Origin of the sequence: Streptomyces sp. NPDC058701, from assembly GCF_042715295.1 — a bacterium.
In the GTDB taxonomy this organism is placed as follows: domain Bacteria; phylum Actinomycetota; class Actinomycetes; order Streptomycetales; family Streptomycetaceae; genus Streptomyces.
The window spans coordinates 100,270-126,285 of sequence record NZ_JBHXSY010000015.1; the positions used below are offsets into that span (position 1 = coordinate 100,270).

General features: G+C 72.6%; 24 protein-coding genes and 1 tRNA gene. 10 read left to right on the forward strand and 15 right to left on the reverse strand.

The features are described from left to right. Positions 1-101: 101 nt before the first annotated feature. Positions 102-692: a TetR/AcrR family transcriptional regulator gene (locus tag ACFWW8_RS18590; RefSeq protein ID WP_386530003.1), complete on the reverse strand. Its 591-nt coding sequence runs from the start codon at positions 690-692 to the stop codon at positions 102-104. Between the two features lie 152 nt (positions 693-844). On the opposite strand from ACFWW8_RS18590, the gene ACFWW8_RS18595 reads away from it, so the two are divergent. After that, positions 845-4,126, forward strand: a complete 3,282-nt coding sequence (locus ACFWW8_RS18595; RefSeq protein WP_386530005.1) for a S41 family peptidase — start codon at positions 845-847, stop codon at positions 4,124-4,126. A gap of 73 nt (positions 4,127-4,199) precedes the next feature. On the opposite strand, the gene ACFWW8_RS18600 is transcribed toward ACFWW8_RS18595, so the two are convergent. The 4 genes from ACFWW8_RS18600 to ACFWW8_RS18615 all read right to left on the reverse strand — a co-directional run bounded on the left by ACFWW8_RS18600 (position 4,200) and on the right by ACFWW8_RS18615 (position 7,964). Next, positions 4,200-4,388 (reverse strand): hypothetical protein, encoded by a 189-nt coding sequence (locus tag ACFWW8_RS18600; protein ID WP_386530006.1) that lies wholly within the window; start codon positions 4,386-4,388, stop codon positions 4,200-4,202. 92 nt (positions 4,389-4,480) lie between these two features. Then, a complete protein-coding gene (locus ACFWW8_RS18605; RefSeq protein WP_386530008.1) occupies positions 4,481-5,362 on the reverse strand; it encodes an SDR family oxidoreductase in 882 nt (293 codons plus the stop codon). Then, positions 5,359-6,285, reverse strand: coding sequence for an alpha/beta fold hydrolase (locus ACFWW8_RS18610; protein ID WP_386530010.1), 927 nt, complete (start codon positions 6,283-6,285; stop codon positions 5,359-5,361). The genes ACFWW8_RS18605 and ACFWW8_RS18610 overlap by 4 nt, the downstream gene beginning before the upstream one ends. Further along, positions 6,282-7,964 carry a flavin-containing monooxygenase gene (locus ACFWW8_RS18615; RefSeq protein ID WP_386530012.1) on the reverse strand — a complete coding sequence of 561 codons (1,683 nt, stop codon included), beginning with the start codon at positions 7,962-7,964 and terminating at the stop codon, positions 6,282-6,284. The genes ACFWW8_RS18610 and ACFWW8_RS18615 overlap by 4 nt, the downstream gene beginning before the upstream one ends. A gap of 152 nt (positions 7,965-8,116) precedes the next feature. Here ACFWW8_RS18615 and ACFWW8_RS18620 point away from each other — a divergent pair, with 152 nt between their 5' ends. Next, positions 8,117-8,866, forward strand: coding sequence for a MerR family transcriptional regulator (locus tag ACFWW8_RS18620; protein WP_386530014.1), 750 nt, complete (start codon positions 8,117-8,119; stop codon positions 8,864-8,866). Here the strand turns inward: ACFWW8_RS18620 and ACFWW8_RS18625 are convergent. After that, positions 8,851-9,654 (reverse strand): exodeoxyribonuclease III, encoded by an 804-nt coding sequence (locus tag ACFWW8_RS18625; protein WP_386530016.1) that lies wholly within the window; start codon positions 9,652-9,654, stop codon positions 8,851-8,853. The two genes, ACFWW8_RS18620 and ACFWW8_RS18625, sit on opposite strands and share 16 nt — an antisense overlap. Positions 9,655-9,692: 38 nt before the next feature. On the opposite strand from ACFWW8_RS18625, the gene ACFWW8_RS18630 reads away from it, so the two are divergent. After that, positions 9,693-10,190, forward strand: coding sequence for a GNAT family N-acetyltransferase (locus ACFWW8_RS18630; RefSeq protein ID WP_386530018.1), 498 nt, complete (start codon positions 9,693-9,695; stop codon positions 10,188-10,190). 217 nt (positions 10,191-10,407) lie between these two features. Here the strand turns inward: ACFWW8_RS18630 and ACFWW8_RS18635 are convergent. The 7 genes from ACFWW8_RS18635 to galU form a co-directional block, all read right to left on the reverse strand. Then, positions 10,408-10,481, reverse strand: a tRNA-Ala gene (locus tag ACFWW8_RS18635). A gap of 76 nt (positions 10,482-10,557) precedes the next feature. Then, the gene (locus ACFWW8_RS18640; protein WP_386530020.1) at positions 10,558-11,619 is read right to left on the reverse strand and encodes a hypothetical protein; all 1,062 of its coding nucleotides are present in this window, start codon (positions 11,617-11,619) and stop codon (positions 10,558-10,560) included. Between the two features lie 212 nt (positions 11,620-11,831). Further along, positions 11,832-12,440, reverse strand: coding sequence for a GNAT family N-acetyltransferase (locus tag ACFWW8_RS18645; RefSeq protein WP_386530022.1), 609 nt, complete (start codon positions 12,438-12,440; stop codon positions 11,832-11,834). Positions 12,441-12,457: 17 nt separating this feature from the next. Beyond that, entirely contained in the window at positions 12,458-13,006 is a 549-nt protein-coding gene (locus ACFWW8_RS18650; RefSeq protein WP_386530100.1) for a molybdenum cofactor biosynthesis protein B, read from the reverse strand. Positions 13,007-13,047: 41 nt separating this feature from the next. Then, complete coding sequence (moaC, locus tag ACFWW8_RS18655) at positions 13,048-13,527, reverse strand: cyclic pyranopterin monophosphate synthase MoaC (RefSeq protein ID WP_383922013.1); 480 nt, start codon at positions 13,525-13,527, stop codon at positions 13,048-13,050. Positions 13,528-13,602: 75 nt separating this feature from the next. Continuing rightward, positions 13,603-14,955: a gephyrin-like molybdotransferase Glp gene (gene glp, locus ACFWW8_RS18660; RefSeq protein ID WP_386530024.1), complete on the reverse strand. Its 1,353-nt coding sequence runs from the start codon at positions 14,953-14,955 to the stop codon at positions 13,603-13,605. A 4-nt stretch (positions 14,956-14,959) separates the two neighbouring features. Next, complete coding sequence (gene galU / locus ACFWW8_RS18665) at positions 14,960-15,862, reverse strand: UTP--glucose-1-phosphate uridylyltransferase GalU (protein ID WP_386530026.1); 903 nt, start codon at positions 15,860-15,862, stop codon at positions 14,960-14,962. Between the two features lie 94 nt (positions 15,863-15,956). On the opposite strand from galU, the gene ACFWW8_RS18670 reads away from it, so the two are divergent. After that, on the forward strand, positions 15,957-16,577 hold the full coding sequence (locus ACFWW8_RS18670; RefSeq protein WP_386530027.1) for a 5-formyltetrahydrofolate cyclo-ligase: 621 nt from the start codon (positions 15,957-15,959) through the stop codon (positions 16,575-16,577). On the opposite strand, the gene ACFWW8_RS18675 is transcribed toward ACFWW8_RS18670, so the two are convergent. Beyond that, positions 16,574-19,432 carry a penicillin acylase family protein gene (locus ACFWW8_RS18675; protein WP_386530029.1) on the reverse strand — a complete coding sequence of 953 codons (2,859 nt, stop codon included), beginning with the start codon at positions 19,430-19,432 and terminating at the stop codon, positions 16,574-16,576. The two genes, ACFWW8_RS18670 and ACFWW8_RS18675, sit on opposite strands and share 4 nt — an antisense overlap. Before the next feature lie 278 nt (positions 19,433-19,710). On the opposite strand from ACFWW8_RS18675, the gene ACFWW8_RS18680 reads away from it, so the two are divergent. From ACFWW8_RS18680 to mscL, 6 genes are all read left to right on the forward strand, one after another. Beyond that, entirely contained in the window at positions 19,711-21,174 is a 1,464-nt protein-coding gene (locus tag ACFWW8_RS18680; RefSeq protein ID WP_386530031.1) for a potassium/proton antiporter, read from the forward strand. A 436-nt stretch (positions 21,175-21,610) separates the two neighbouring features. Further along, positions 21,611-23,020: an MFS transporter gene (locus ACFWW8_RS18685; protein WP_386530033.1), complete on the forward strand. Its 1,410-nt coding sequence runs from the start codon at positions 21,611-21,613 to the stop codon at positions 23,018-23,020. 67 nt (positions 23,021-23,087) lie between these two features. Continuing rightward, positions 23,088-23,402 (forward strand): FmdB family zinc ribbon protein, encoded by a 315-nt coding sequence (locus tag ACFWW8_RS18690; RefSeq protein WP_386530035.1) that lies wholly within the window; start codon positions 23,088-23,090, stop codon positions 23,400-23,402. Between the two features lie 68 nt (positions 23,403-23,470). Further along, positions 23,471-24,304 carry an S-methyl-5'-thioadenosine phosphorylase gene (locus ACFWW8_RS18695; RefSeq protein ID WP_386530037.1) on the forward strand — a complete coding sequence of 278 codons (834 nt, stop codon included), beginning with the start codon at positions 23,471-23,473 and terminating at the stop codon, positions 24,302-24,304. Positions 24,305-24,515: 211 nt separating this feature from the next. Further along, positions 24,516-25,082, forward strand: coding sequence for a hypothetical protein (locus ACFWW8_RS18700; RefSeq protein WP_386530038.1), 567 nt, complete (start codon positions 24,516-24,518; stop codon positions 25,080-25,082). Between the two features lie 123 nt (positions 25,083-25,205). Further along, the gene (mscL, locus tag ACFWW8_RS18705) at positions 25,206-25,733 is read left to right on the forward strand and encodes a large conductance mechanosensitive channel protein MscL (RefSeq protein WP_386530040.1); all 528 of its coding nucleotides are present in this window, start codon (positions 25,206-25,208) and stop codon (positions 25,731-25,733) included. Between the two features lie 31 nt (positions 25,734-25,764). On the opposite strand, the gene ACFWW8_RS18710 is transcribed toward mscL, so the two are convergent. Further along, positions 25,765-25,998, reverse strand: a complete 234-nt coding sequence (locus tag ACFWW8_RS18710; protein WP_386530041.1) for a hypothetical protein — start codon at positions 25,996-25,998, stop codon at positions 25,765-25,767. Positions 25,999-26,016: the final 18 nt, after the last annotated feature.

The window sequence follows — 26,016 nt, forward strand, 5'->3', positions numbered from 1 at the left end:
TCGTGGGATGGATCCGAGGCGGATCAGGGCATGGTGAGCCGGCCCGACGACGAGAGCGGCGTGTCAGGAGCAGCGGAAGGCGGTGATGGGGACGGGGAGGGTCAGACGCCGAGGGCGGGGAACACCACGGCGTCGATGAAGTCACCGAGGAACGCCCGGTCGACGGGCCGGTCCTCGATCAGCGGGAGCGCGATGAACGCCCCGATGAGCATGTGGGGTACGAAATTCAGAGCGGGACAGTCCGGGCGGATCTCGCCCCGGTCCACCGCGCGCTGCAGCATGTGCTGGAGACCGTTGATCTCCGGGTCGACCAGCAGGTCCCGCAGCGCCTGGTGGAGTTCGGGGCTCTCGTGGACGGCGTGGGCCAGACCCCGCATCAGCGCGGTGTCCTTGGCCATCTGCGCGTCGTCCGAGTGCTCCACCATGCGCGCGAAGTCCCCGCGCAGGGTGCCCGTGTCGATTTCGCGCAGCGAGACGGGCTGCGTGCACCGCAGGGCCTTGGCGACCAGTTCCGGCTTGCTCCCCCACTGGCGGTAGAGGGTGGCCTTGCTGGACTTCGTCCGGGCGGCGACCGCGTCCATGGTCAGCGCCTCGTAGCCGACGTCACGCAGGAGGTCGAGGACCGCCTCGTGCAGTTCGGCCTGCCGTTCGGGGGTGATCCGGCTGCGCCGAGCCGCCATCGCCTCGGTCATGTCCGCCACCCTCCGTCCGAACGAAACTGTTCCGTACGCTGAAACCATACCCCCGCACCCAACGAAACGAAACCGTACCGTTTCGCTTCGGGGGGTGGCATGGATCACCTGTACGAGTTGCCGGGCCCCCCTGCCGCGGAAAGCATTGGGGGGTGAGTCACGACGTCGCGTACCTCCGGTTCCCGCACCTGCACGACGACCTGCTGTGTTTCGCCACCGAGGACGACCTCTGGGTCGCCCCGCTGGTCCCCGACGGACAGCCCCCCGGCCGGGCATGGCGGATCACCGTCGACCGGACCCGGGTCAGCCACCCCCGCTTCTCCCCCGACGGCCGGCACATCGCCTTCACCACCTGGCGCAGCCTCGACCCCGAGATCCACCTCGCCCCCGTGGACGGCGGCCCGGCCCGGCAGCTGAGCTACTGGGGCGCCACCGACACCCGCGTCTGCGGCTGGACCCCGCCCGACGAGGAGGGCCGCAGCGACATCCTGGCCGTCTCCTCGCACGGCCAGCCCTTCTCCTACTTCGCCTGGGCGTACAGCCTCCCCACCGACGGCAGCCCCGGCGGACGTCTGCCCTGGGGGCCGGTCTCCGACCTCCAGGTGCACGACGGCGAGGACGGCGAACGGCGCACCCTGCTGCTCACCGGAAAGCCCCCGCACGAGCCGGCCGCCTGGAAGCGCTACCGCGGCGGCGCCACGGGCCGGCTCTGGCTGCACGGCACGCGGCTCCTGGAGGACATCGAGGGCCACCTGGACTCGCCGATGTTCGTGGCCGGCCGGATCGCCTTCCTGTCCGACCACGAGGGCGTCGGCAACGTGTACTCCTGCCTGCCCGACGGCACCGACCTGCGCCGCCACACCGACCACCGGGAGTTCTACGCCCGGCACGCCTCCAGCGACGGCTCCCGGATCGTGTACCAGTGCGCGGGGGACCTCTGGCTGGTGGAGTCGCTGGCCCCCGACGCGGTACCGCGCAGGCTGCGGGTCCGGCTGGGGGGTCCCCGCGCGGGCCGTCGCAGCTACCAGGTGCCGGCCGCCAGCCACGTCGACTCGCTCTCGGTGGACGCCACCGGCCGGGCCAGCGCGGTCGTGGTCCGCGGCAGCCTGTACTGGCTGACCCACCGCGACGGGCCCGCCCGGACCATCGCCGACACCCCCGGCGTGCGGGTGCGGCTGCCGGAGATGCTCGGGAGCGGCGGGCAGGTCGCGTACGTCACCGACGCCGAGGGCGAGGACGCGGTCGAGATCGCCTACCTGCCGCGGGCCTCCGGGGAACGGGAGCCGCGCCGGCTGGCCTCCGGCGAGCTGGGACGCGTACTGGAGTTGCTGTCCGACCCGGACGGGGAGCGCCTCGCGATCGCCTCCAACGACGGGCGGCTGCTGCTCGTCGACGCGACGGAGGAGTCCGACGGCGAGGTCACCGAGCTCATCCGGTCGGTCAACGGCCCCGTCACCGACCTGGCGTTCTCCCCCGACGGGTGCTGGCTCACCTGGTCGCACCCGGGCATCGGCCGCTCGTTGCGGCAGATCAAGATGGCCCGGATCTCCGGTCCCGGCACCCCCACGGTCATCGACGTCACGAACGGCCGCTTCGAGGACGAGAGTCCGGTCTTCACCCGGGACGGCCGCTACCTCGCCTTCCTGTCGTGGCGCGGCTTCGACCCGGTGTACGACGTGCACACCGGGGACCTGTCCTTCCCGCTGGGCTGCCGCCCCTACCTGGTGCCGCTGTCCTCGGCGACCCCCTCGCCGTTCGCGTTCTCGCCCGACGGGCGGCCCGCGGCCGGCGGGCTCGACCCGCTCGACGGGGACCCGGACGCGGGCGACGGCGCGGTGACCGTGGAGGTGGAGGGGCTGGAGAGCCGGGTGACGCCGTTCCCGGTGTCGGCGTCGAAGTACTCGGCCCTGTACCCGGTCAGCGGCGGCGGGCTGGTGTGGCTGCGCTGGCCCATCTCCGGGGCGCTCGGCGAGACCTTCGCCAACCCGGCGGACACCAGCGGCAAGCCGACGCTGGAGCACTTCGACATGACGAAGGCCCGCAAGACCGAACTGGCCTCCGGGCTGGACTGGTTCGCGGTCAGCGGGGACGGCACGCGGCTCGTCGTCAACGACGACGGCGACCTGCGGGCGGTCCCGTCGACCGAGTCGGGCGACAGCGACTCGACCGTCTACCTGGACCTGCGGCGCATCCTGCACGAGGTCGACCCGGCGGCCGAGTGGCGCCAGGCCTTCGAGGAGGCGGGGCGGATCATCCGCGCGTACTTCTGGGAGCCGGGCATGTGCGGGATCGACTGGGACGGGGTGCTGCGCCAGTACCGCTCCCTGGTCGAACGGGTCGCCTCGCCCGACGAGTTCGCCGACCTGCTGCGCGAGGTCCTCGGCGAGCTGGGCACCTCGCACGCCTACGTCTCCCCCGCCCGCCGCAACGAGGGCCCCCCGCACTACCAGCGGGCCATCGGGCTGCTCGGCGCCAACCTGGTTTCCCGGGACGGTGCCTGGGTGGTCAGCCGCATCCTGCCCGGCGAGTCCTCGGACTCCAAGGCCCGCTCCCCGCTGGCCGGAACGGGCATCCGGGAGGGCGCCGAGCTCACCCACGTGGACGGCCGCCCGGTCGACCCGGTGACCGGCCCGTACCCGCTGCTGGGGGCGGCCGGCGGCACCACCGTGGAGCTGACGTTCCGGCCCGCGGAGGGCTCCGGCCGGGCCCGCCGGGTCGCCGTCGTCCCGCTCGTCGACGAACGGCCCCTGCGCTACCAGGACTGGGTGTCCAAACGGCGCGCGGTGGTCCGGGAGATCAGCGGCGGCCGGTGCGGCTACCTCCACATCCCGGACATGGGCGGCTCGGGATGGGCTCAGTTCAACCGCGACCTGCGGATGGAGATGTCCCGTCCGGCCCTGATCGTGGACGTGCGCGGCAACGCGGGCGGGCACATCAGCGAGCTGGTGGTGGAGAAGCTGACCCGCTCGATCCTCGGCTGGGACCTCACCCGGGGCGCCCAGCCGGTCTCGTACGCCTCCAACGCGCCCCGCGGTCCGATCGTCGCCCTGGCCGACGAGGCGACCGCCTCGGACGGGGACATGATCACCGCGGCCGTCAAGCTGCTGGGGCTCGGCCCGGTGGTCGGCCAGCGGACCTGGGGCGGGGTGGTGGGGATGACCGGCCGGCACACCCTCGGCGACGGAACGGTGATCACCGTGCCGATGAACGCGGCGTGGTTCCCGGAGTACGGCTGGTCGGTGGAGAACCACGGCGTGGAGCCGGACCTCGCGGTCCTGCGGACCCCGCTCGACTGGGCCGAGGGCCGCCACGCGCAGCTCGACGACGCGGTGCACCTGGCGCTGGAGCTGCTGGAGCAGGACCCGGCGGCGGTGCCGCCCGGCTACACGGGAGTACCGGACCTGCGCCGCCCGGAGCTGCCGCCGAGGCCGTAGCGGCGCGGTGGGCACGGGGAAGGGGCGCGGCCCGCGGGCCGCGCCCCTTCCGTCGGTCGGTCCGGTCGCGCCGCTACGCGCCGAAGCCGTCGTCGAAGACCTCGGCGGGACGGCGCCGCTCCGGCCGGGCGGGCGCGCCCGGGGCGTCCGGCGCCCGCTGCCCCGAACCCTCCGGGGATTCCTCGCGGGTGGGACCGGCTTCGGCGCCTGCGCGCTCGGCCAGTTGCCTCGCCTTCTCGTGGAACTGGTCTCTCAGGCCCATGGCGTACCTCCAGCGTGATGTCGGGGGGCTCGGGTGCGACCAGCCTGGCACGACCGGACGAACCTCGCACATCCGACAGTTCACGCTACGGCCTAGGGGCGTGCGGCCCGCTCCTGCTCGTCCGCGGCCCCGCCGGCCCCGACGAGTCCCTTCGAGACGGAGGCCAGCCGCGGCTCGAACCGCTTCATCTCGCGCTGCCCGACGGCCGCGATGATCCCCGGCAGGTAGCCGCGCACGCCCTGCATCCCGCGCAGCCACCACTGCGCGTACACGTGCGCCGAGCGCCGCTCGATGCCCGCCACGATCCGGTCGACGGCCGGCCCCAGCGGGTACGTGCGGTTCGACGGCCAGGGCAGCCGCTGGCGCAGCTCCCGCATCACGTCGTCCTGGTCGGCGCCGCGCACCATGTCGGTGTCGGTCCAGGACAGGTAGCCGACGCCGACCTTGACGCCCTTGTAGCCGACTTCGGCGCGCAGGCAGTGGGCGAAGGCCTCGACGCCCGACTTGGAGGCGCAGTACGCCGTCATCATGGGCGCCGGGGTGATCGCGGCGAGCGAGGCGATCTGCAGGAAGTAGCCGCGGCTCTCCGTCAGGACGGGCAGGAAGGCCCGCCCGGTGACGGCCCCGCCGATCAGGTTCACCTCGATCACCCGGCGCCAGGCGTCGGGGTCGGAGTCGGCGAACGGCCCGCCGGAGGCCACGCCCGCGTTCGCGACGACGATGTCGACCTTGCCGAAGCGCTCCTTGACCTCCTGCGCGACGCGGGCCATCGCGTCGTGATCGGTGACGTCCGCGTACCAGTGGGCGCTCTCGGTGTGCAGCCGTTCGGAGACCTCCTTGAGGGCTTCCGGCTCCAGTCCGACGAGCGCGATCTTCGCGCCGCGCGCCGAGAGCTTGCGGGCGAGCAGCTCGCCCACCCCGCGGGCCGCGCCGGTGACGACGGCGACCTGGCCTTCCAGACTCCTGCGGCTCACGGGGTCTTCTCCTTCTCTTCGGTGGGGAGGTACAGGGAGGTCAGTTCGCGCAGGACGCGGGTGACGGCTTCCGGGGCCTCGATCGGGGTCATGTGCCCGATCCCCGTGAGCTCGGTCAGCCCCACGCAGTCCGGGAGCGCGGCGGCGAGCCCCCGGGCGTGCACCACGGGGGTGAGCCGGTCGCTGGTACCGGCGACGACGGCGGTGGGCACGGTGAGCTGGGCGACGTCCGCGTCCAGGTCCAGCCCGGCCAGCACCTGGGACCAGTCACGGCGGACCCCCGAGGGGCAGGCGTGCACGATGCGGGCGCAGGCCTCGACCGCGTCGGGCGCGGAGCCGGGGGCCATGGTGGCGTACTTGAGGATCGCCCGGGCGACCGGCGTGACGGGCCCGAGCGGGGCGCGCGAGCCCAGCACCGCGCCGGTGATACGGGTCCGCGCGCGACCCGGGCGCAGCGGCATGACCCGCGACTCGGCGACCAGCCGGCCGCTGCCGGTGCTGCACAGCAGGGCGGCCGCGGCGTGCTCGGCGAACTCGGGCCGGCGGGCGGCCGCCATGACGGTCATCCCGCCCATGGAGTGCCCGGCGACGACCGCCCGCTCCCCGGCGGCCAGGGTGGCCTTCAGCACGGCCACGAGGTCGTCGGCGAGGGCGGTGGTGGTGCACGCGCGGGAGGCGGGACTGCGCCCGTGGCCGCGCTGGTCGTAGGCGATGACCCGGTGGTCCGTGGCCAACTCGCGGATCTGCGCGGCCCAGAAGGCCGTGGAGCAGGTCCAGCCGTGCGCCAGCACCACGGCCGGCGCGCCCTCCGGCCCGTGCACCTCGACGTGCAGGCGGGCCCCGTCGGCGGAGACGGCCTCCAGCTCCCGCCGCGCGGCGGGCGGGGCGTAGCGCCCGGTCGTGACGTGCGCGGTGCGGCTCACGCGGCCCCCTCCTCGGCGGTGGACGCGGCAGCGGGTCCCGGGGCGGGGGCGGACGCCGGGGCCCCGGCTGATGCGGGGGTCTCGGCGACGGCCGTGGCCGCCCGGCCCGGCCGGGACGCGGCCACGCCCCCGGACACGCCCGCCGGCACCGGCATCCGCTCCCGTCCCCGGTCACGGTCCTGGGCGCGGACGACCTCGTACTCGGCGAGGTCCACGGTCCGCGTCTCCTTGCGGAACTCCCCGGTCGTGCCCGGCCAGACGGTGGTGTTGCGGCCCTGGGCGTCCAGGTACCAGCTGGTGCAGCCGCCGGTGTTCCAGACCGTCCGCTCCATCCGCGCCTGGACGTGCCGGTTCCACTGGTTCACGGCGGAGGGCCTGGCCGCCAGCGCGACCTTCCCGCCCGCGCCGCCTCCGTCGAGGAGGGTCAACTGGCGCAGGTAGTCCGCCATGTAGTTCAGCTGGGACTCGATCATGAGGATCATCGAGCTGTTCCCCAGCCCGGTGTTCGGGCCGATGATCGTCATCCAGTTGGGGAAGCCCGCCGCCGTCGCGCCGCGCAGCGACTGCATCCCGTCCTTCCACTCGTCCGCGAGGGTCCTGCCCTCCGCGCCGACCACCCGGTCGGCGATCGGCATGTCCGTGACGTGGAAGCCGGTGCCGAAGACGATCGCGTCGACCTCGGTCTCGGTCCCGTCGGCGGCGACCAGCACCGAGCCGCGGATCTCCTTCAGGCCGGAGGCGACCAGGTCCACGTTGGGCCGGGCCAGCGCCGGGTAGTACTCGCTGGACAGCAGGATCCGCTTGCAGCCGATCCGGTACGAGGGCGTCAGCCTGGCCCGCAGCGCCGGGTCCTTGATGGAGCGGGCCATGTTGGCCTTGGCCAGCGCCTCGACGAGCCCGAGCTGGTTCGGCCGCTTGGTGAAGGCGCTGACCTGGAGCTCCCGGATCCCCCACAGCAGCCCGCGCCGCGCCGCGCGGGTGAAGGGCAGCTGGCGGTGCAGCCAGCGCTCCGCGGTGGAGATCGCCCGGTCGGTGCGCGGCATCACCCACGGCGGCGTCCGCTGGAAGAGCGTGAGCCGCTTCACGTCGGGGGCGATGGCGGGCACGATCTGGATGGCGGAGGCGCCGGTGCCGATCATGGCGACGCGCTTGCCGGCGAGGTCGTAGTCGTGGTCCCAGCGGGCCGAGTGGAAGACCTTCCCGGGGAACTCCGCGAGTCCCGGTATCTCCGGCATCTTCGGGTCGGACAGCGGTCCGGTGGCCGACACGACCACGTCGGCGGTCAGCTCCCCGGCGGCGGTCTCGATCTCCCAGTGCAGCTCCTCGGCGTCCCAGCGCATCATCCGCACCTCGGAATCGAGGCGGATGTGCCGGCGCAGCCCGAAGGTGTCGGCGACGTGCTCCAGGTACTCCCGGATGGCGGGCTGCCCCGAGAAGGTCCGCGGCCAGTCCGGGTTGGGCGCGAAGGAGAAGGAGTACAGGTGCGACGGGACGTCGCACGCGCACCCCGGATAACTGTTGTCGCGCCACGTCCCGCCGACCGACCCCGCCCGTTCCAGGACGACGAAGTCCGTGATCCCCTCGCGCCGCAGCCGTACGGCCGCCCCGAGACCGCCGAAGCCCGACCCGATCACCGCCACCCGTACGTGCTCACGCCGCCCGTTCTCGCGCTCGCCCATGCCCGCCGCCTCCGCTTCATCCGCAGTGCCTTGCCAGACCATCGCAACACTGCCAGCAATCACTGGCACAATCGGGAGGGTAGAGCAGCCCCGTACTCATGGGTAGGGGTCGCGCCCGGAAAGTTACCGCCGGTACGCCATAGGCTGCGCCTGTGGCGAAGGACGAGACGGAAGCGAAGACAGTGCGCGAGTACCGCACGGAGGAGCTGGCCGAGGCGGCCGGCATCCCCGTCCGCACCCTGCGCTTCTACCGCGAGCGCAAACTGCTCCCGCCACCCCGCCGCGAGGGCCGCATCGCCTGGTACGACGAGCACCACCTGGCCCGGCTGCGCACCGTCGCCGCCCTGTTGGAGCGCGGCCACACCCTCGGGGGCATCGCCGAACTGACCGCCGCCTTCGAGAGCGGCCGCGACGTCGGCCAACTGGGCGAGCTCCTCGGCATCGGCTGGTCGGAGGAGACCCCCGTCCGCCTGACGCCCGAGGCCCTCGCCGACTACTTCGAGGGCGAGGTCACCCCGGAGAACCTGGCGGCCTCCCTCGACCTCGGCTACCTCGCGACCGACGGCGAGGAGATCGTGCACGTGAGCCGGCGGCTGCTGGACGTCTCCTCGGCCCTGGTCCGCGAGGGGATCCCGCTCTCGGCCGTCCTGGAGACCGGCCGCCGGGTCCGCGAGCACGCGGACGCGCTGGCCGCCCTGTTCACCGAGCTGCTTTCGGCCCACACCCCGCAGGATGCCCTCCCGCGCCTGCGCCCGCTGGCGAAGAGCGTGGTGGAGGCGGAGCTGACGATGGCCATGGACCGCCTCCTGGCCGCGTCACCACCCCCTCCCGCGCCCTCCCCGGGCCCGGACCAGGCCCCGGACCCGGACCCGGACCAAGCCCCGGATCAGACCCCGAGCTGATAGACCACGGTCACCGGCGCGTGGTCGGACCAGCGCTCCGGGTGCGTCTCGGCCCGCTCGACGAAGGCCTTCACCGCCTTCGCGGCCAGCCCCTCGGTCGCGACCTGGAGGTCGATCCGCCAGCCGGCGTCGTTGTCGAAGGCCCGCCCCCGGTAGGACCACCAGGAGTACGGGCCCTCCGCGTCGGGGTGCAGCCCGCGCACGACGTCGACGTACCCGGCCTCCTCGTAGACCTTGCCCAGCCACTCCCGCTCCTCGGGGAGGAAGCCGGCGTTCTTGCGGTTGGTCTTCCAGTTCTTGAGGTCGGCCTCCCGGTGGCAGATGTTCCAGTCGCCGCAGACGACGACCTCGCGCCCGTCGGCGGCGGCCCGCACCCTGAGCTCCTGGAGGTAGGCGAGGAACTCGCCCATGAACCGGTACTTCTCGTCCTGCTTCGCGGTCCCCGCCTCGCCCGAGGGCAGGTAGAGGCTGGCGACGGTCACACCGGGGAAGTCCGCCTCGACGTACCGTCCGGAGGCGTCGAACTCGTCGCTGCCGAAGCCGACCCGCACCCGCTCCGGCTCGCGCCGGCTGTAGAGCGCGACCCCGGCCCGGCCCTTGACCGCGGCGGGCGCGAAGACGGTGTGCCAGCCCTCGGGCTCCCTGGCCCCGGCGGGAATCTGGCCCTCCTCGGCCCGCACCTCCTGGAGGCAGACGACGTCGGCGTCGGAGCCGGCGAGCCACTCCACGAAGCCCTTCTTCGCGGCGGCGCGGATCCCATTCACATTCACGGAGGTCACAGTGAGCATCCCTGCACGATAGCGGGATGCTTCCGTACGATATTCGAATGTCTCACGGGATGATCCAGCTCCGCGCCGTGCCCTACGACCACCCTGACGCGGTCGAACTCAACGACCGGGTCCAGCTCGAGTACCAGGAGCGCTACCAGGGTGAGGGCGACGTCACGTTCCTCGACCCGATGATGTTCGCCCCGCCGCGGGGCCTCTACCTCATCGCCTACGACCTCGCCGACGCCCCGATCGCCAGCGGCGGCTGGCGCAGCCAGGACGAGAACGACGAGGGGTACGCGGACGGCGACGCCGAGCTGAAGCGCATGTACGTCGTCCCCGAGGCCCGCGGCCTGGGCCTGGCCCGCCGCATCCTGACGGTCCTGGAGGAGGACGCCCGCACGGCGGGCCGCACCCGGATGGTGCTGGAGACCGGAGACCAGCAGCCGGAGGCGATAGCCCTCTACCTCTCCTCGGGTTACGCCCCGTCGGCGAAGTTCGGCCACTACCGCTTCCACGACTCCAGCCGCTGCATGACCAAACCCCTCGGCGCCTGACCCCACCGGGGCCCGCGCGCTCCGCCAGCCGCTCTCAGCGGCGCGCGCACGGCCTGCCCGGCACGCGGGCACCCGTCCCGGCCTGAACTCGGCAGGGGTGCGGGCCCTGTCGGCTTCGGCATCAACTGCCCCCGGAAACGACGAAGATCCCGTCCGATCTTTCGATCGGACGGGATCTCGTCACCGTTCCCGAGAGCTACTCGCGAACTGTCGTTTGTGGACCTGTGGGGATTTGAACCCCAGACCCCCTCGATGCGAACGAGGTGCGCTACCAGACTGCGCCACAGGCCCTTGCGACGTGTGAAACATTAGCATCCCCCCGCGGGTGCTCCAAAACCGGATTCGGGGAGCGTCCGCGCAGGTCCGCTCACTCGTTCGCGGCTCGCGGGCGCTCGTCGCTCTCGTACTGGTCGAACAGCGGCGTGCGCCCCCGCTCGCGGCCGCGGGGGCGCGGCGTGGTCGGGGTCTGCGCCGAGGCCTGCGCCGGGGGCTTGGGCTCCGGTGCCGGGGCGGCGGGCTGGGCGCGCAGGCGCGGCTCCGTCGGTTCGGCGGCGCTGGAGCGGGTCGAGCTCCAGGCGTCCGGGGCCGCGGGGCCGGTGGCGCGCGGGGCGACGGGCGCGGTCACGTACGTCGGCAGCGGGACCGGGACCGGCTCCCAGCTGTCACCGCGGGCGGGGCCGCGCTCGCGCTCGCGCTGCTGGTCCACCCACTCGGCGTGGTCGGTCTGTTCGACGAGCGCCCTGCGGCCGGCTTCTTGCGGGGAGACCGGTGGCGCAGGGTCCGCATCGCCGCCGGCGGCGGCCTCGGGCTCGCGGCGGCGGGGGCGGTTCTCGCGCAGGTGCCGTGCGGCGGCCTCGGCGCGGCGCCGGTCCATCGTGAACTCGTAGCGCCGCCGCTCCTGGACCCGCAGGTGCATGATGTACGCGCTCAGCAGGAAGGCCGGGACGGCGGGGGCCCAGAGCAGTCGCAGGCCACCCACCGCGGCGACGATCGCGCCCAGGGTGAAGACGAGGAACAGCAGCGCGGTGGTGCGCCGGCGGCGGGCCAGGACCTGGAGGCGCTGCTCGCGCCGGGCACGCTCCGCACGCTGCTCGCGCTGTTCGCGCTCGGCCGCGGCCGGTCTCGGCTCCGACCTGGTCGGGGGCACGACGAAGGCCCGGGCGTCGGCGTCCACGGATTCGATCTTCTCCGTGGCGGCGTCCGGGTCCGCGCGGGCCTGGGGCTCCGCCTCCTCGTCACCGCGCTCACGCAGTCCCTTGGCGTAACGGCGCTCCATTCCCGCCCGGCCGGAAAGCAGCCGAATGGCAGTGGAGAAGCGTTCCGTCGGACGGGCTTCGTTCAGCTCGTCCTGCCTCCGGAGCCACATGGGCACCAAGTAGGCGGCCCAGGCCCCGACAATGACTGCGTAGATGAGGCCGCTGCTGCTCACACCTCATACCGTAGAGGGGCCGGACCGACGGGATCGGCCAATCGGGCCGGTGTGTCGCACGATCTCGCTGATATCACGGACTTTTTTTGTGATTCTTCGGATCAGGTTATGGGCGAATCGGTTCAGTGGCCCTTAATTCGAACAGCTATTCGGTTTTCGAGGGGCGTCCGTTCGGGGCGGCTCACACTCCCGAGTTCCCCGGTCCGGGATATCTATTTCGACGGGCTCTCCGGATGCCGGGCCCGGTGCCACCGGCGCAGCAGCCCGTCCGGGACCTCCTCCACGGTGACCGCGTACACGAGGTGGTCGCGCCAGGCCCCGTCGATGTGCAGGTAGCGCGGGCGCAGCCCCTCCTCGCGCAGGCCGAGCTTCTCCACGACCCGGCGGCTCGGCCCGTTCTCCGGGCGGATGCACACCTCGATCCGGTGCAGCCCGACCCGGCCGAAGCAGTGGTCCACCGCGAGCGCGACCGCCGTCGGCATCACGCCGCGGCCCGCGACCTCGCGGTCCACCCAGTAGCCGACGTGGCCCGCGCACATCGAGCCCCAGGTGATGCCTGCGACCGTCAACTGCCCGACGAGCCGGCCCTGGTACTCGATGACGAAGGGCAGCATCCGGCCCGCGTTCGCCTCGGCCCGCAGGTGGCGCACCATCTGGCGGTACGTCGGCCGCTGGACCACCGGCCCCCACGGGGCGGGCGGCGGGATGGTCGCCTCCCACGGCCGGAGCCACTCGCGGTTGCGGCGGTTGACCTCGCGCCAGGCCTTCTGGTCCCGCAGCTTTATCGGCCGGAGCGTGACGTCGCCGTCCGCCAGGACCACCGGCCAGGTGGGGCCGTTCAGCTCGTGCTCCCGGAGGGTCCCGCCGGTCTGGGGTGGTCGCCGCCGCGGATCTGGTCAACGGCGTGCACGAGGATCCGGGACAGGACGGCGACGCCGTCCTTCACCCCGCCCGTCGAGCCCGGCAGGTTGACGATCAGGGTGTGTCCGGCCACGCCCGCCAGGCCCCGCGACAGGGCCGCGGCGGGGACCTTCGCCAGGCCCTCCGCGCGGATGGCCTGCGGGATGCCCGGGATCTCGTAGTCCAGCACCCGCGCGGTGGCGTCCGGGGTGCGGTCGGTCGGCGAGATGCCGGTGCCGCCGGTCGTGAGGACGACGTCGTATCCGGCGGCCACGCCCTCGCGGAGCGCCTGCTCGACGGGGTCGCCGTCCGGGACGACCCGCGGGCCGTCCACCGCGAAGCCGAGCTCCTCCAGTGCCGCGGCGAGCAGCGGCCCGCCCCGGTCGGGGTAGACGCCCTGCGAGGCCCGGTTGGAGGCCGTGACCACCAGGGCCCGCAGCGGTGCGGGGGCGGTCTCGGGTTCGGTCTCCGCGGGCGCCGCGGGCACGGCGTGCAGGTGGCTGTGGACCTCGCCGCCGCGCGGGGCGTTCACGCGCGCGCCCAGTCGCCGGACTTGCCGCCGGTCTTCTCCTCCACCCGGACGTCCGTGATGACGGCGCCCTTGTCGACGGCCTTGACCATGTCGATGACGGTCAGTCCGGCGACCGCGACGGCGGTGAGCGCCTCCATCTCGACGCCCGTGCGGTCGGTCGTCTTGACGGTGGCCAGGATCTCGACGGCGTCGTCGGCGACCCTCAGGTCCACCGTGACGCCGGAGACGGCCAGCGGGTGGCAGAGCGGGATCAGGTCGGGGGTCTTCTTGGCGCCCATGATCCCGGCGATCCGCGCGGTGGCGAGCGCGTCCCCCTTGGGGACGCCCTCGCCGCGCAGCAGCTCGATCACCCGGGGGGAGACGAGCACCCGTCCACTGGCGCGGGCCGTCCGGGCGGTGACGTCCTTCCCGGAGACGTCGACCATCCGGGCCGCCCCGGCCTCGTCGATGTGGGTCAGCCTGCTCTGCGTACTCATAGCTCTGCGCGCCGCTTCCGTCCGGGCCCCCGGGGGGCCTGTGTGATGCAACACGCTACCCGCACCCGCCGCACTTCAGCCGAGCAGGACCACTTCCAGCTCGGCCCCGGGCTCCACGGAGGTGACGTCCTCCGGTACGACGATCAGGGAGTCGGCGTGCGCCAGCGCGGCGATCAGGTGGGAGCCCGATCCGCCGACCGGGCTGACCGTGCCGTTCTCGGCGTCGTAGGCGCCGCGCAGGAACTGGCGGCGGCCGGCCGGGGAGCCGATCGCCTTGTCGGCGGTGAGCACCGCGCGCACGCTGGGGCGGCTGACCCCGGCCTCCGGGAGGCCCATGAGCGTACGGATCGCGGGGCGCACGAACAGCTCGAAGGAGACGTAGGAGGAGACGGGGTTGCCGGGCAGCGCCAGCAGCGGGGTGTGGTCCGGGCCGATGACGCCGAAGCCCTGCGGCTTGCCGGGCTGCATGGCGAGCCTGCGGAAGTCGATGCCGGCGCCGTGGACGCCGTCCTCGCCGGTGGCGACGGAGGTCAGCGCCTCCTTCACCACGTCGTACGCCCCGACGCTGACCCCGCCGGTGGTGACCAGAAGGTCGGCGCGGATCAGCTGGTCCTCGATGGTGGAGCGCAGGGTGTCGGCGTCGTCCGCGACGGCGCCGACCCGGTAGGCGATGGCGCCCGCGTCCCGGGCCGCGGCCGCGAGCGCGAAGCTGTTGGAGTCGTAGATCGTCCCGGGGGTCAGCGCCTCGCCGGGCTGGACGAGCTCGCTGCCGGTGGACAGGACGACCACGCGGGGGCGCGGCCGGACCCGGACGGTGCCCCGTCCGATCGCGGCCAGCAGGGCGATCTGCGGCGGACCGAGGACGGTGCCGGACGCCAGGGCCAGGTCACCGGCCTGTACGTCACTGCCGCGCGCCCGGACGTGCGCCCGCGCCTCGGCGGCCCGGTGCACCCGTACCTCGCCGCCCGCGCGCTCGGGTGCGGAGCTGGCCGGGGTCATGCCGGAGGCGGCTCCGCCGCCCGTGCCGCCGTCGGTCCACTCGACCGGTACGACGGCTTCCGCACCGGGCGGCAGCGGGGCGCCGGTCATGATCCGCGCGGCCTGGCCGGGGCCCACGGTGGGCAGCTCGCCGCTGCCCGCCGCGACGTCCCCGATGACCGTCAGCACCGCCGGGAACTCCTCGCTGGCACCCTGGACGTCGACCGTGCGGACGGCGTAGCCGTCCATGGAGCTGTTGTCGAAGGGCGGGAGGGCGACGGGCACGGTGACGTCCTCGACCAGGACACAGCCCTGGGCGTCCAGCAGCTGGAGCTCGATGGGCTCCAGCGGCCGGACGGTGGCGAGGACGTCCGCGAGGTGCTCGTCCACCGACCAGAGGCGCTGCTCGCGCCGGTCCTGCCCGGTGTCCTGCGGTGCGGAACTGCTCAAGGTCCTACATCTCCTCCGTGACGTAACGGTGAAGCCAGGTGCGGAACTCCGGGCCCAGGTCCTCACGCTCGCACGCGAGGCGGACGATGGCCCGCAGGTAGTCCCCGCGGTCCCCGGTGTCGTAGCGGCGGCCCCGGAAGACCACGCCGTGCACCGGGCCGCCGATGGTCTCGTCGGCGGCCAGCTTCTGCAGGGCGTCGGTGAGCTGGATCTCCCCGCCGCGGCCCGGCTCGGTCTCCCGCAGTATGTCGAAGATCGCGGGGTTGAGGACATAGCGTCCGATGACCGCGTAGTTGCTGGGCGCGTCCGCGGCGTCCGGCTTCTCGACGAGGCCGGTGACGCGGACCACGTCCTCCTCGTCGGTGGCCTCGACGGCGGCGCAGCCGTAGAGGTGCACGCTGGCGGGGTCGACCTCCATCAGCGCGACGACGGTGCCGCCGGTGCGGGCGTAGATGTCGGCCATCTGGCGGAGCAGCGGGTCACGGGGGTCGATGAGGTCGTCGCCGAGCAGGACGGCGAAGGGCTCGCGGCCGACGTGCGGCTCGGCGCAGAGGACGGCGTGGCCGAGTCCGCGCGGGTCGCCCTGGCGGACGTAGTGCATGGTGGCCAGGTCGCTGGACTCCTGCACCTTCTTGAGCCGGTCGTCGTCGCCCTTGGCGGTGAGGGCGGATTCCAGCTCGTAGTTGCGGTCGAAGTGGTCTTCCAGCGCGCGCTTGTTACGCCCCGTGATCATGAGTACGTCGTCCAGCCCGGCCGAGACGGCTTCCTCGACCACGTACTGGATGGCCGGCTTGTCCACGACCGGGAGCATTTCCTTCGGAGTCGCCTTGGTCGCCGGGAGGAACCGAGTACCGAGGCCCGCAGCCGGGATGACGGCCTTTTTGATCACGGGGTGCAACATAGTCATGGGCGGAACGATAGTGGGTCCAGCCGAACGTCAGGCCGGATCACGGTCGCAATCATCGTATATGTCCATCTTCACAAGGATATTTGAGTCACCAGTGGCAGAGAACCCTCCCTCCCCCGCCGCGAAGGCCGTGCTGCGCCGGGAACTCCTCGCCGCCCGCCGGGCCTTGTCCCCCGGCGACCGCGCCGCGGCGGCCCGCGCGCTCGCCCGGTCCGCCCTCGCCCTGCCCGAACTGGCCGGTGCCCGTACGGTCGCGGCGTACGTCTCCGTCGGCGCCGAGCCCGGCACCCGCGAACTGCTCGACGCGCTGCGCGCCGCCGGCAAGCGGGTGCTGCTGCCCGTCCTGCTGCCCGACAACGACCTCGACTGGGGCGCGTACGGGGGCCCCGGCTCCCTCGCCGGGGCCGAGCACCCGGGGAAGATGCGGCTGCTGGAACCGGCCGGGCCCCGGCTCGGCCCGGACGCCGTCACCGGGGCGGACGCCGTACTGCTCCCCGGGCTGGCCGTGGACCGGCGCGGCATGCGGCTCGGCCGCGGCGGCGGCTCGTACGACCGGGTGCTGGAGCGGCTGGAGCGTGCCGGGGCGCACCCCGCGCTGGTCGTGCTCCTCTACGACGACGAGGTGGTCGCGCGGGTCCCGGAGGAACCGCACGACCACCCCGTTCAGGCCGTCGCCACCCCGTCGGGGGTGCGCCGTTTCGGCTCCGACCGCTAGGAGCCCGCGGGCTTCAGGGTCAGGGTGTCCACCGTCGCCTTGTCCACGGCTTCCCTGCCGTAGGGCCACTCCAGCAGCTCGCCCTTGGCCCACATCGTCGTCTGGTCGGTGTAGTTGCCGTGGTACGCGTGCCCCGAGGCCCCGGTCAGGTTGATCCAGCGGGACTTGTCCAGGTCGTTGAGGTTCACGACCATCCGCATCGACGGCACCCAGGTGACCCCGTAGCCGCCGGAGGCGTTCCAGCCGGTCGCGTTGACGGTGGCCTCACCGCCGCCCAGGTTCCACGGGCCGCGGTTGAGGAGCCACTGCATGAAGCCGGGGCCCTCGGTGCCGATCGTCTGGTTCTTCAGCGTCAGCTGGTGCAGCCGGCCCCAGGTCCAGCTGGACTGGTCCTTGCCGAGCTTGGCGGTCAGCTCCCAGCGGGCGTCCTCCATGGCGCGCGCGAAGATCTCGTCACGGCTGGTGGCCGCCGGCTCCCTGCGGGTCGCGGGCGCCGTCCACCACGGCGACTTCTCCTCCTTCACCAGGCGGCGCACCACCTCGAACCAGCGGTCGCCGCCGTCGGGCTGCGCCGATACGGCGTCGCGGGCGCCGCACTCGCGGACGGTCTCGGCCAGGTCGTCGGCCGGGCCGGTGCCGTTGCCGCGCACGTTCATGCAGCTGCCCTCGATGCGCAGCTCCTTCGGCAGCTTGTCGCCGAAGGACAGCTTGAGGATGTTGCGCCAGACCGCGTTGAAGTAGGCGGCGGCCGCCGAGTCGGGCTCCTGGGTGTAGTTCCAGCCCTCCAGGAGCTTCTGGGCGGAGCGCACGTCCGGGTCGGACACCTCGATCTTGGCGAGCATCGGGGTCAGCAGCGCGGCGATCTCGCTGCTGTTGTCCATCTGCATGGTGCGCATGTCGTCGGTGGAGATCTTCCCGTTGTCCTTGATCTTCGCCTCGATGAGGTCGTTGATCCGCTGACTGCGGGCGCCGTAGCCCCAGTCCGTGGTCAGCAGGTTCGGGTACTTGCCGGCGCCGGTGCCGGTCTCCACGACGGCCTGGTTGGCGGTGACGATGTAGCCGCGGGACGGGTTGTAGTCCCAGGGCAGCTCGCTCTGCGGGATGTAGCCCGTGCCGCCGTCCTTGCCGCCCTTCCAGGCGAACTTGGAGTCCCAGCCGGCGGCGGGCATGCGGCCGTCGTTCTGGCCGCGGAGCGGGATGCGGCCCGGGGCCTGGTAGCCGATGTTGCCCTTGGTGTCGGCGTAGATCAGGTTCTGCGAGGGGACCTCGAAGTCGGCGGCCGCCTGGCGGAAGGAGGCGAAGTCCTTGGCCCTGTTCAGCTTGAAGACCGCGTCCATCGACTTACCCGGGTCCAGGGCCGTCCAGCGCAGGGCGACGGCGTAGCCGTTGCCGCGGTCCGGGGCGGCGCTGCTGACGGGGGCGCGGGCGCCGACCGTACCGAGCTCGTCGCTGCGGTCGGAGATCAGCGGTCCGTTGTTGGTGGTGCGGACGGTGATCTTCTTGCTGGCGCCGCCGGCGACCTTGATGACCTCTTCCCGGGTGGCGAAGGGGAGCACCTTGTTGTCGTAGACGTAGCCCTCGGGCTTGACCTGCTCCAGGTAGAGGTCGGTGACGTCCGCGCCCAGGTTGGTCATGCCCCAGGCGATGTCCGCGTTGTGGCCGATGACCACGCCGGGCATGCCCGAGAAGGTGTAGCCGGCCACGTCGTACTGGCACTGGGCCGAGGCGGCACGGCAGTGCAGGCCCATCTGGTACCAGACCGAGGGCAGCTGCGGGGACAGGTGCGGGTCGTTGGCGAGGAGCGGCTTGCCGGTGGTCGTGTGCGCGCCCGAGATGACCCAGGAGTTCGAGCCGATGCCGCTGCCGTTGGGGCCGAGGATCGCGGGGATCTCGTCCAGGGTCTTGGCGAGGGCGGTCAGCTGGGTGTTCAGGCCGACGGTCGCGCCCTGGGCGGCGGCGTTGCCGGCGAGGCCGGTGGCCGTGCCCGTACCGGTGGCGGCGCCCGGGGCCGCGGAGGCCTGCGATCCGTTGGCGCCCGAGCCGCCGGTGCCGGTCCCGGTGCCCGAAGCGCCGGAGCCGCTGCCCGCGGCGCCCTGGGGGGTGTACTTGCCGTTGTCGGTCTTGCCGCCCTCGACGATCGCCTTGTTCCGGCCGAAGGGGTAGGGCGGGTAGAGGTCGTCGATCTGCGCCTGCGTGAGCTTGCCGGACATCAGCGCGCGGTCGATCTCGTCCTGCATGTTGCCGCGCAGGTCCCAGGCCATCGCCTTGAGCCAGGCCACCGAGTCGACCGGCGTCCACTGCTCGGGCCGGTAGTCCCCGCTGAGCCCCAGGGCCGCGTGCTCGACGGAGAGGTCCTTGCCGGACTTCCCCTTCAGGTACGCGTTGACACCGTCGGCGTAGGCCTGCAGGTTCTTCTTCGCCTCGTCCGAGAGCTTGGCGTCGTACTCGGCCTGCGCGACCTGGCGCCAGCCGAGCGTGCGCAGGAAGGCGTCCGTCTCGACCTGGCCGGAGCCGAACATCTCCGACAGCCGGCCGGAGGTCATGTGACGGCGTACGTCCATCTCCCAGAACCGGTCCTGCGCGTGGACGAAGCCCTGCGCGCGGAAGAGGTCCGAGTCGCTGTCCGCGTAGAGCTGGGGGATGCCGTGGGCATCGCGTTTGACGTCGACGGTCCCGGCCAGGCCGGGCACGTCGAGGGAGCCGGTGGTCTGGGGGAAGGAGGCGCGCACGCTGTTCACGCCCCAGTACGCCCCGTAGCCGAGGCCCGCGAGGAGAGCCAGGACCAGAACGAGCACGATCAGACGGGCGCGTCGCCCCTTCTTCTTGGCGGGAGGAGCGGATTCGTTGGCGGGCATCGCTGTCCTTAGAGGGGCAGGGTGGTCCTGGGAGTGCTGGGAGCAACCATAGGCGCAGGACCCCGTTCGTTGATCCGCCAGGGGTCGGGCTGCCGAGGACAGGGGCGAGCGGGCGTTTCACAATGTGAGTATCACGTCAAGAAAGCGTCAAAGATTAGGTAAGGTAACGAAGTACTTGTCGACGCGCCGCGGGAGCAACGATCCGCCGTGCGCTTTGAGGAAAGGGCCGCCCGCTGACTGTCCACGATCTCAATGAGCTCCTGCTGGTCTGCTCGCTCGTGCTGCTCATCGCCGTGGCGGCGGTGCGCGTCTCCTCGCGCAGCGGCCTTCCCAGCCTGCTCATCTACCTCGGCATAGGCATCGCGATAGGCCAGGACGGCATCGGCAACGTCGTATTCGACAACGCCGAGCTGACCCAGGTCATCGGCTATGCCGCGCTCGTCGTGATCCTCGCCGAGGGCGGTCTGGGCACCAAGTGGAAAGAGATCAAACCCGCCCTGCCGGCAGCGATCGTGCTGTCGCTGCTGGGCGTCGCGGTCAGCGTGGGGGTGACCGCGGCGGGGGCGCACTATCTCGTCGGACTCGAATGGCGCCAGGCCCTGCTGATCGGCGCGGTCGTCTCCTCGACCGACGCGGCGGCCGTCTTCTCGGTCCTGCGCAAGGTCCCGCTGCCGTCACGGATCACCGGCGTCCTGGAGGCCGAGTCCGGCTTCAACGACGCCCCCGTGGTGATCCTGGTGGTGGCCTTCGCCACCGTCGGACCCGTGGACGAGTGGTACGTCCTCCTCGGCAAGATCGCGCTGGAGCTGACGATCGGCGCGCTCATCGGCCTGACAGTCGGCTTCCTGGGCGCGTACGGCCTGCGGCACGTGGCCCTGCCCGCCTCCGGCCTCTACCCGATCGCGGTGATGGCGATCGCGGTCGCGGCGTACGCGGCCGGCGCGATGGCGCACGGCTCCGGCTTCCTCGCCGTCTACCTGGCGGCCATGGTGCTGGGCAACGCCAAGCTCCCGCACTGGTCGGCCACCCGGGGCTTCGCGGACGGGCTCGGCTGGATCGCGCAGATCGGCATGTTCGTCCTGCTGGGCCTGCTGGTCACCCCGCACGAGCTGGTCCACGACTTCTGGCCCGCCGTGATCATCGGGCTGGTCCTCACGATGGTGGCGCGGCCACTGGAGGTCTTCCTCAGCCTGATGCCCTTCCGGGTGCCGTGGCAGGAGCAGGCCCTGATGTCATGGGCCGGCCTGCGCGGCGCCGTCCCCATCATCCTGGCGACCATCCCCATGGTGTCCGGGATCGAGGGCAGCGACCGCGTCTTCAACATCGTCTTCGTGCTGGTCGTCGTCTACACCCTGGTGCAGGGGCCGACCCTGCCGTGGCTGGCGCGCAAGCTGGAGCTCGGCGACAGCGACGAGGCCGCCTCCGATCTCGGCATCGAGTCGGCGCCGCTGGAGAAGCTGCGCGGTCACCTGCTGTCGTTCGCGATCCCGTCGGCCTCGCGGATGCACGGCGTCGAGGTGAGCGAGCTGCGGCTGCCGCCCGGGGCGTCGGTGACGCTGGTCGTCCGGGACGCGAAGAGCTTCGTACCGGCGCCGTCCACCGTGCTTCGGCGCGGGGACGAGCTGCTGGTGGTGGCCACCGATCCGGTCCGGGACGCGGCCGAGGCGCGGCTGCGGGCGGTGGCCAAGGGCGGCAAGCTGGCGGGATGGCTCGGGACGGGCGGCGGGACGGCTCGGCACTGAGGCCGGACACCGTCCGGAAAACGGCGCTCGGCGTCCGCATTCCGATGGATCTTCGTACGAGTTTGAATTAGAGCGACGTTCTAATTCGCCATTTCCGGGGGTGTGTGGGGTGTTTTGCCCGCGTTTTAGGGGCTCCTACCTGCAAAGTTTCCGTTAATCGCAGGTGAAGCCCCGCCCTGTCGCCGGAATCACAGGGCGTGATGGCCGCATTCCCTGTACGATGAAGGCACACCACATCGAACCAACTCTGCCTGACGCAGAGCTGGCGCGACCGCAAAGCGGCCGTGGCACCCTCCCGCAGTGGGCGCCCAGGTATCACTCGGTATTGCGCAAGAGGACAGCTCTCGGGGCTCCCACATGTACGGGTGCGGTCGCTCACGAGGCGGCGCATCGTCCGCAGACGGGGAGTTCTACCAGGCAGCGGAAAGGCCAGGCCGTGACATCCGCGGTCACGACCGACACGTCCGCCCGCCCCGGCTACGGACAGCTCCTGCGCACGCCCGGCGCCCTCGGTTTCCTGCTTCCCGGCTTCGCCGCCCGCCAGCCCTTCGCCATGCTGATCATCGGCATCGTGCTGCTGGTCCAGCACACCACCGGCTCGTACGGGGACGCCGGCATCGTCGCCACCGTCACCGGTGTGTCCATGGCCCTCTTCGCCCCCCAGATGGGCAAGCTCGCCGACCGCCGCGGCCAGCGCGCCGTCCTGGTCCCCGTCGTCTTCGTGCACGCCGCCGCCATCGGCGCCCTGACCGCGCTCGCCCTGCTGGGCGCGCCGATGTGGGCGCTGGCGCTGGCCGCCGTACCGGCGGGTGCCTCCGTACCGCAGGTCGGGCCGATGGTCCGGGCCCGCTGGGCCGCCAAGCTGGAGGGCTCCCCGCTGCTGCCGACCGCGGCCGCGTTCGAGTCCGTCACCGACGAGCTGACCTTCGTCGTCGGCCCGGTGCTCGCGACCTTCCTGTGCACCACGATCCACCCCTCCGCCGGCCTGATCGCCGAGGCGTCCCTGACGCTGCTCGGCGGCCTGCTGTTCGCCGCCCAGCGCGGTACCCAACCCAAGCCCGCCCCGCGGCTCGCGAGCGGCGAGAAGCACGTCTCGGCACTGTCCATCCCCGGTCTGCGCGTCCTGGTCATCGCCTTCGTCGGGATCGGCGCCGTCTTCGGCGGCATGCTGATCTCGCTCGCCGCGTTCTCCAACGAGATCGGCAACCCGGGCGCCAACGGCCTGCTGTACGGCGTCTTCGCCGGCGGCAACATGATCGCGGGCATCGCCTGCGGCACGATCGCCTGGAAGATCGGCCCGCGCCGCCGGCTGATCCTCGGCTACGTCGGCCTCACCGCCGCCGCGTCCGTCCTGTGGGCCGCGAACTCCGCGGTCCTGCTGGGCGCGCTCGGCCTGGTCGTCGGCCTGTGCATCGCCCCCGCCCTGATCACCGGCTACACGATGATCGAGCAGCTGGTCCCGGCCTCCGCCCGGACCGAGGCGTTCACCGCGCTGACCGGCGCGGTCGCCCTGGGCCAGGCCGCCGCCGTCACCGTCGCGGGCCGGCTGACCGACGCGTACGGCTCGGCCGCCGGGTTCCTCGTGCCGATGGCCGCCACCGCCCTCGCGCTGGTCGTCCTGCTGGCCCTGCGGGGCAAGCTGGCGCCGAAGGCCCCGAGCCTGATCGTGAACTCGTCGTCGGACGCGGCCTCGCCGAAGGCGACGTCCCCGAGCGTGACGTCGCCGAACACGACGTCGTCGAACACGGCAGCGTCGAACACGGCGTCGCGCACGTCCCCGTCGGCCGCCCGGAACCGGGTGAACGAGCGTGGGATCGGTCACCGCGTGCCGGTGACGGTGGACTGATCGGCCGGAATACGTCACCATGGAGCGTCGTTAGCACTCATTGAGTGAGAGTGCCAGGAGGAAATTCGTGCCGACCTACCAGTACCAGTGCACCGAGTGCGGTGAGGGCCTTGAGGCCGTGCAGAAGTTCACCGATGACGCACTGACCGTGTGCCCGAGCTGTGACGGACGCCTGAAGAAGGTGTTCTCCGCGGTCGGCATCGTCTTCAAGGGTTCCGGTTTCTACCGGAACGACAGTCGCGGCTCTTCGTCGAGCAGCACCCCTGCCTCGAAGCCGGCCTCGACCCCGTCGTCCACGACGACGACCGCGGCGTCCGCTCCTGCCGCTTCGTCCTCCACGGCGTCGTCGAGTGCGAGCAGCAGCTCCACCTCGGCCGCCTGACAGCTGTCGCGAGACCCCGCCGCCCACCGGGCAGCGGGGTCTTCCGCATGCCCGGCTAGGGTGACCGCATGGTGAACGCAGAGATCGGTGTCATCGGCGGCTCGGGCTTCTACTCCTTCCTGGAGGACGTCTCCGAGGTCCGGGTGGAGACCCCGTACGGACCCCCCAGCGACTCCCTGCACATCGGCGAGCTGGCCGGCCGCCGGGTCGCCTTCCTCCCCCGGCACGGCAGCGGACACACCGTCCCGCCACACAAGATCAACTACCGGGCCAACCTGTGGGCGCTGCGCTCGGTCGGCGTGCGCCAGGTGCTCGGCCCGTGCGCGGTCGGCGGCCTGCGGGCCGAGTACGGTCCGGGCACGCTGCTCGTTCCCGACCAGCTGGTCGACCGTACGAAGGCCCGGGCGCAGACGTTCTTCGACGGGGAGCCGCTGCCCGACGGCAGCGTGCCGAACGTCGTCCACACCACCTTCGCCGACCCGTACTGCCCGGTCGGCCGCTCGGTCGCCCTGGCGGCGGCCCGGGGGCGCGACTGGGAGCCGGTGGACGGCGGCACCATGGTCGTCGTCGAGGGGCCCCGCTTCTCCACGCGCGCCGAGTCCCGGTGGCACGCGGCGGCCGGCTGGTCCGTGGTCGGCATGACGGGCCACCCGGAGGCGGTCCTGGCCCGTGAGCTGGGGCTCTGCTACACCTCCATGGCGCTGGTCACGGACCTCGACGCGGGAGCCGAGACCGGGGAGGGCGTGTCCCACACGGAGGTCCTGAAGGTGTTCGGCGAGAACGTCGGCCGCCTGCGCGAGGTCCTCTTCGACGCGGTGGCGGCCCTGCCGACGACGGAGTCGCGGGCCTGCCTGTGCACGCACGCGCACGACGGGTGGGACCTGGGGATCGAGCTGCCGTAGGACGGGGCGGGGGCCGGGCCGGCTGCGGGGAATCGGACGGTGACGCCGTCCGGGGCGGCGGGCGCGGGGTGACCCGTGGGGGTGACGCGGTTGTCCACAACCAGAGGGCCGTCCACAGGCCGGAGCGGGTTTCCGCGGGAGGCCGGATCGTGGGACGGGTCCGGACGCCCGGTCCGGACCTCGCAACCCGTTCAGCTCGGTGGTGGTCCTCATGTCCCTCGTTCCTCCGGCCTCTTCGCCTCTTCCTCGGCTTTCCCCGGGTCCGTCGCTCTTCCCTTCGCCGGGCGCGCCGACGTGTCCCCCCACGTATCCGCCCGCGCGCCCGGTTCCGGCCTTCCCGCCGCTGCGGGTGGGGCGGGGCGGGTACCGGCTGGGCCGGGCCGTGCGGCGCAGGCGGCGGGCCGCCGCTGCCGGGTTGGCCGTCGTCGCGGCGGCCCTGGCCGTGGGCGGCACCGAGGCGCAGGCCTCGCGCGGCGCCGCGCCACCGGTGGTGAAGGCCGCGCCGGCGGCCGTGCGGCTGGTGTCGGCGCCGGTGCGCATCGCGGACGCGGCGACCGTGCGGCTCCTGCGGCCCGGGGACCGCGTCGACGTGGTGGCGGCGGAGCGCGCGGGACCGCCCAGGGTGGTGGCCGCGGGGGCGCGCGTCGCCGACGTGCCCGCGCCCCAGGAGGGTGCGGGGGACGGCGGGGCGCTGGTGGTCCTGTCCGTACCGCGGGACACGGCGCGGGCCCTCGTGGGGGCGGGAGCCACGGCCCGACTGGCGGTGACGTTGTGCTGATTCGCACAGGCGCGCAGTCAAGTCACCTTGAGGTGCGCCCCGATTGGACAGGCCGGGTCCGGACTGCCGTAGCTTTCGGAACCGTTGGCTCCGTAATCGGCACATGTGAAGAAAGGCTCAGTGGTGAGCGAGAAGAAGAAGGAGAGCGTCCTGGCGGGCTTCAAGGCCTTCCTGATGCGCGGCAACGTGGTCGACCTGGCGGTCGCGGTGGTCATCGGCGCCGCGTTCACGAACATCGTGAACTCCATCGTCAAGGGGATCATCGGACCGCTGGTCGGCGCGATCGGCACCAAGAACCTCGACGTCTACAAGTCGTGTCTCAAGGACCCGTGCGGCATCGACGGGAACGGACAGCCGACGGGTGTCGAGATCCTCTGGGGCTCGGTCCTCAACGCGGCGCTCACCTTCGTGATCACCGCAGCGGTCGTCTACTTCCTGATGGTGCTGCCGATGGCGAAGTACCTCGCCAAGGTGGAGGCGCGCCGCAAGGCCAAGGAGGGTGTCAAGGAGACCATGGAGATCACCGAGCTGGAGGTCCTCAAGGAGATCCGCGACACCCTGGTCTCCCAGCGCGTCAACGGCGGGGGCACCGGCCCCGCGCGCACGGGTCCCACGGTCACGGGTCCCGCGGGGTCGCGCGACGCCTTCTAGGCGGCCCGGGCGCAGGGGCCCCCGGAGGGGCTCAGATGTGGTGCGGGGGCTTCTCGTCGAGGAAGCGGGCCAGGTCGGCCGCGCCTCCGCCGGCGGGCGGCCGCTCGCCCCAGCCGCGGTCGGTGTCGTCCGAGGACTGCTGGTCCAGCGGGTCGTCGAAGACCAGCCGCGGCTTCGGCCGGGGCGCGGCGCCGGTCGGCGACGGCTCGGCAGGCTGCGGGGACGGCTGGGGGAAGTGCGGGTCGGAGGCGGGGGCGGGGCTCATGCCTCCAGGGTACGGCCG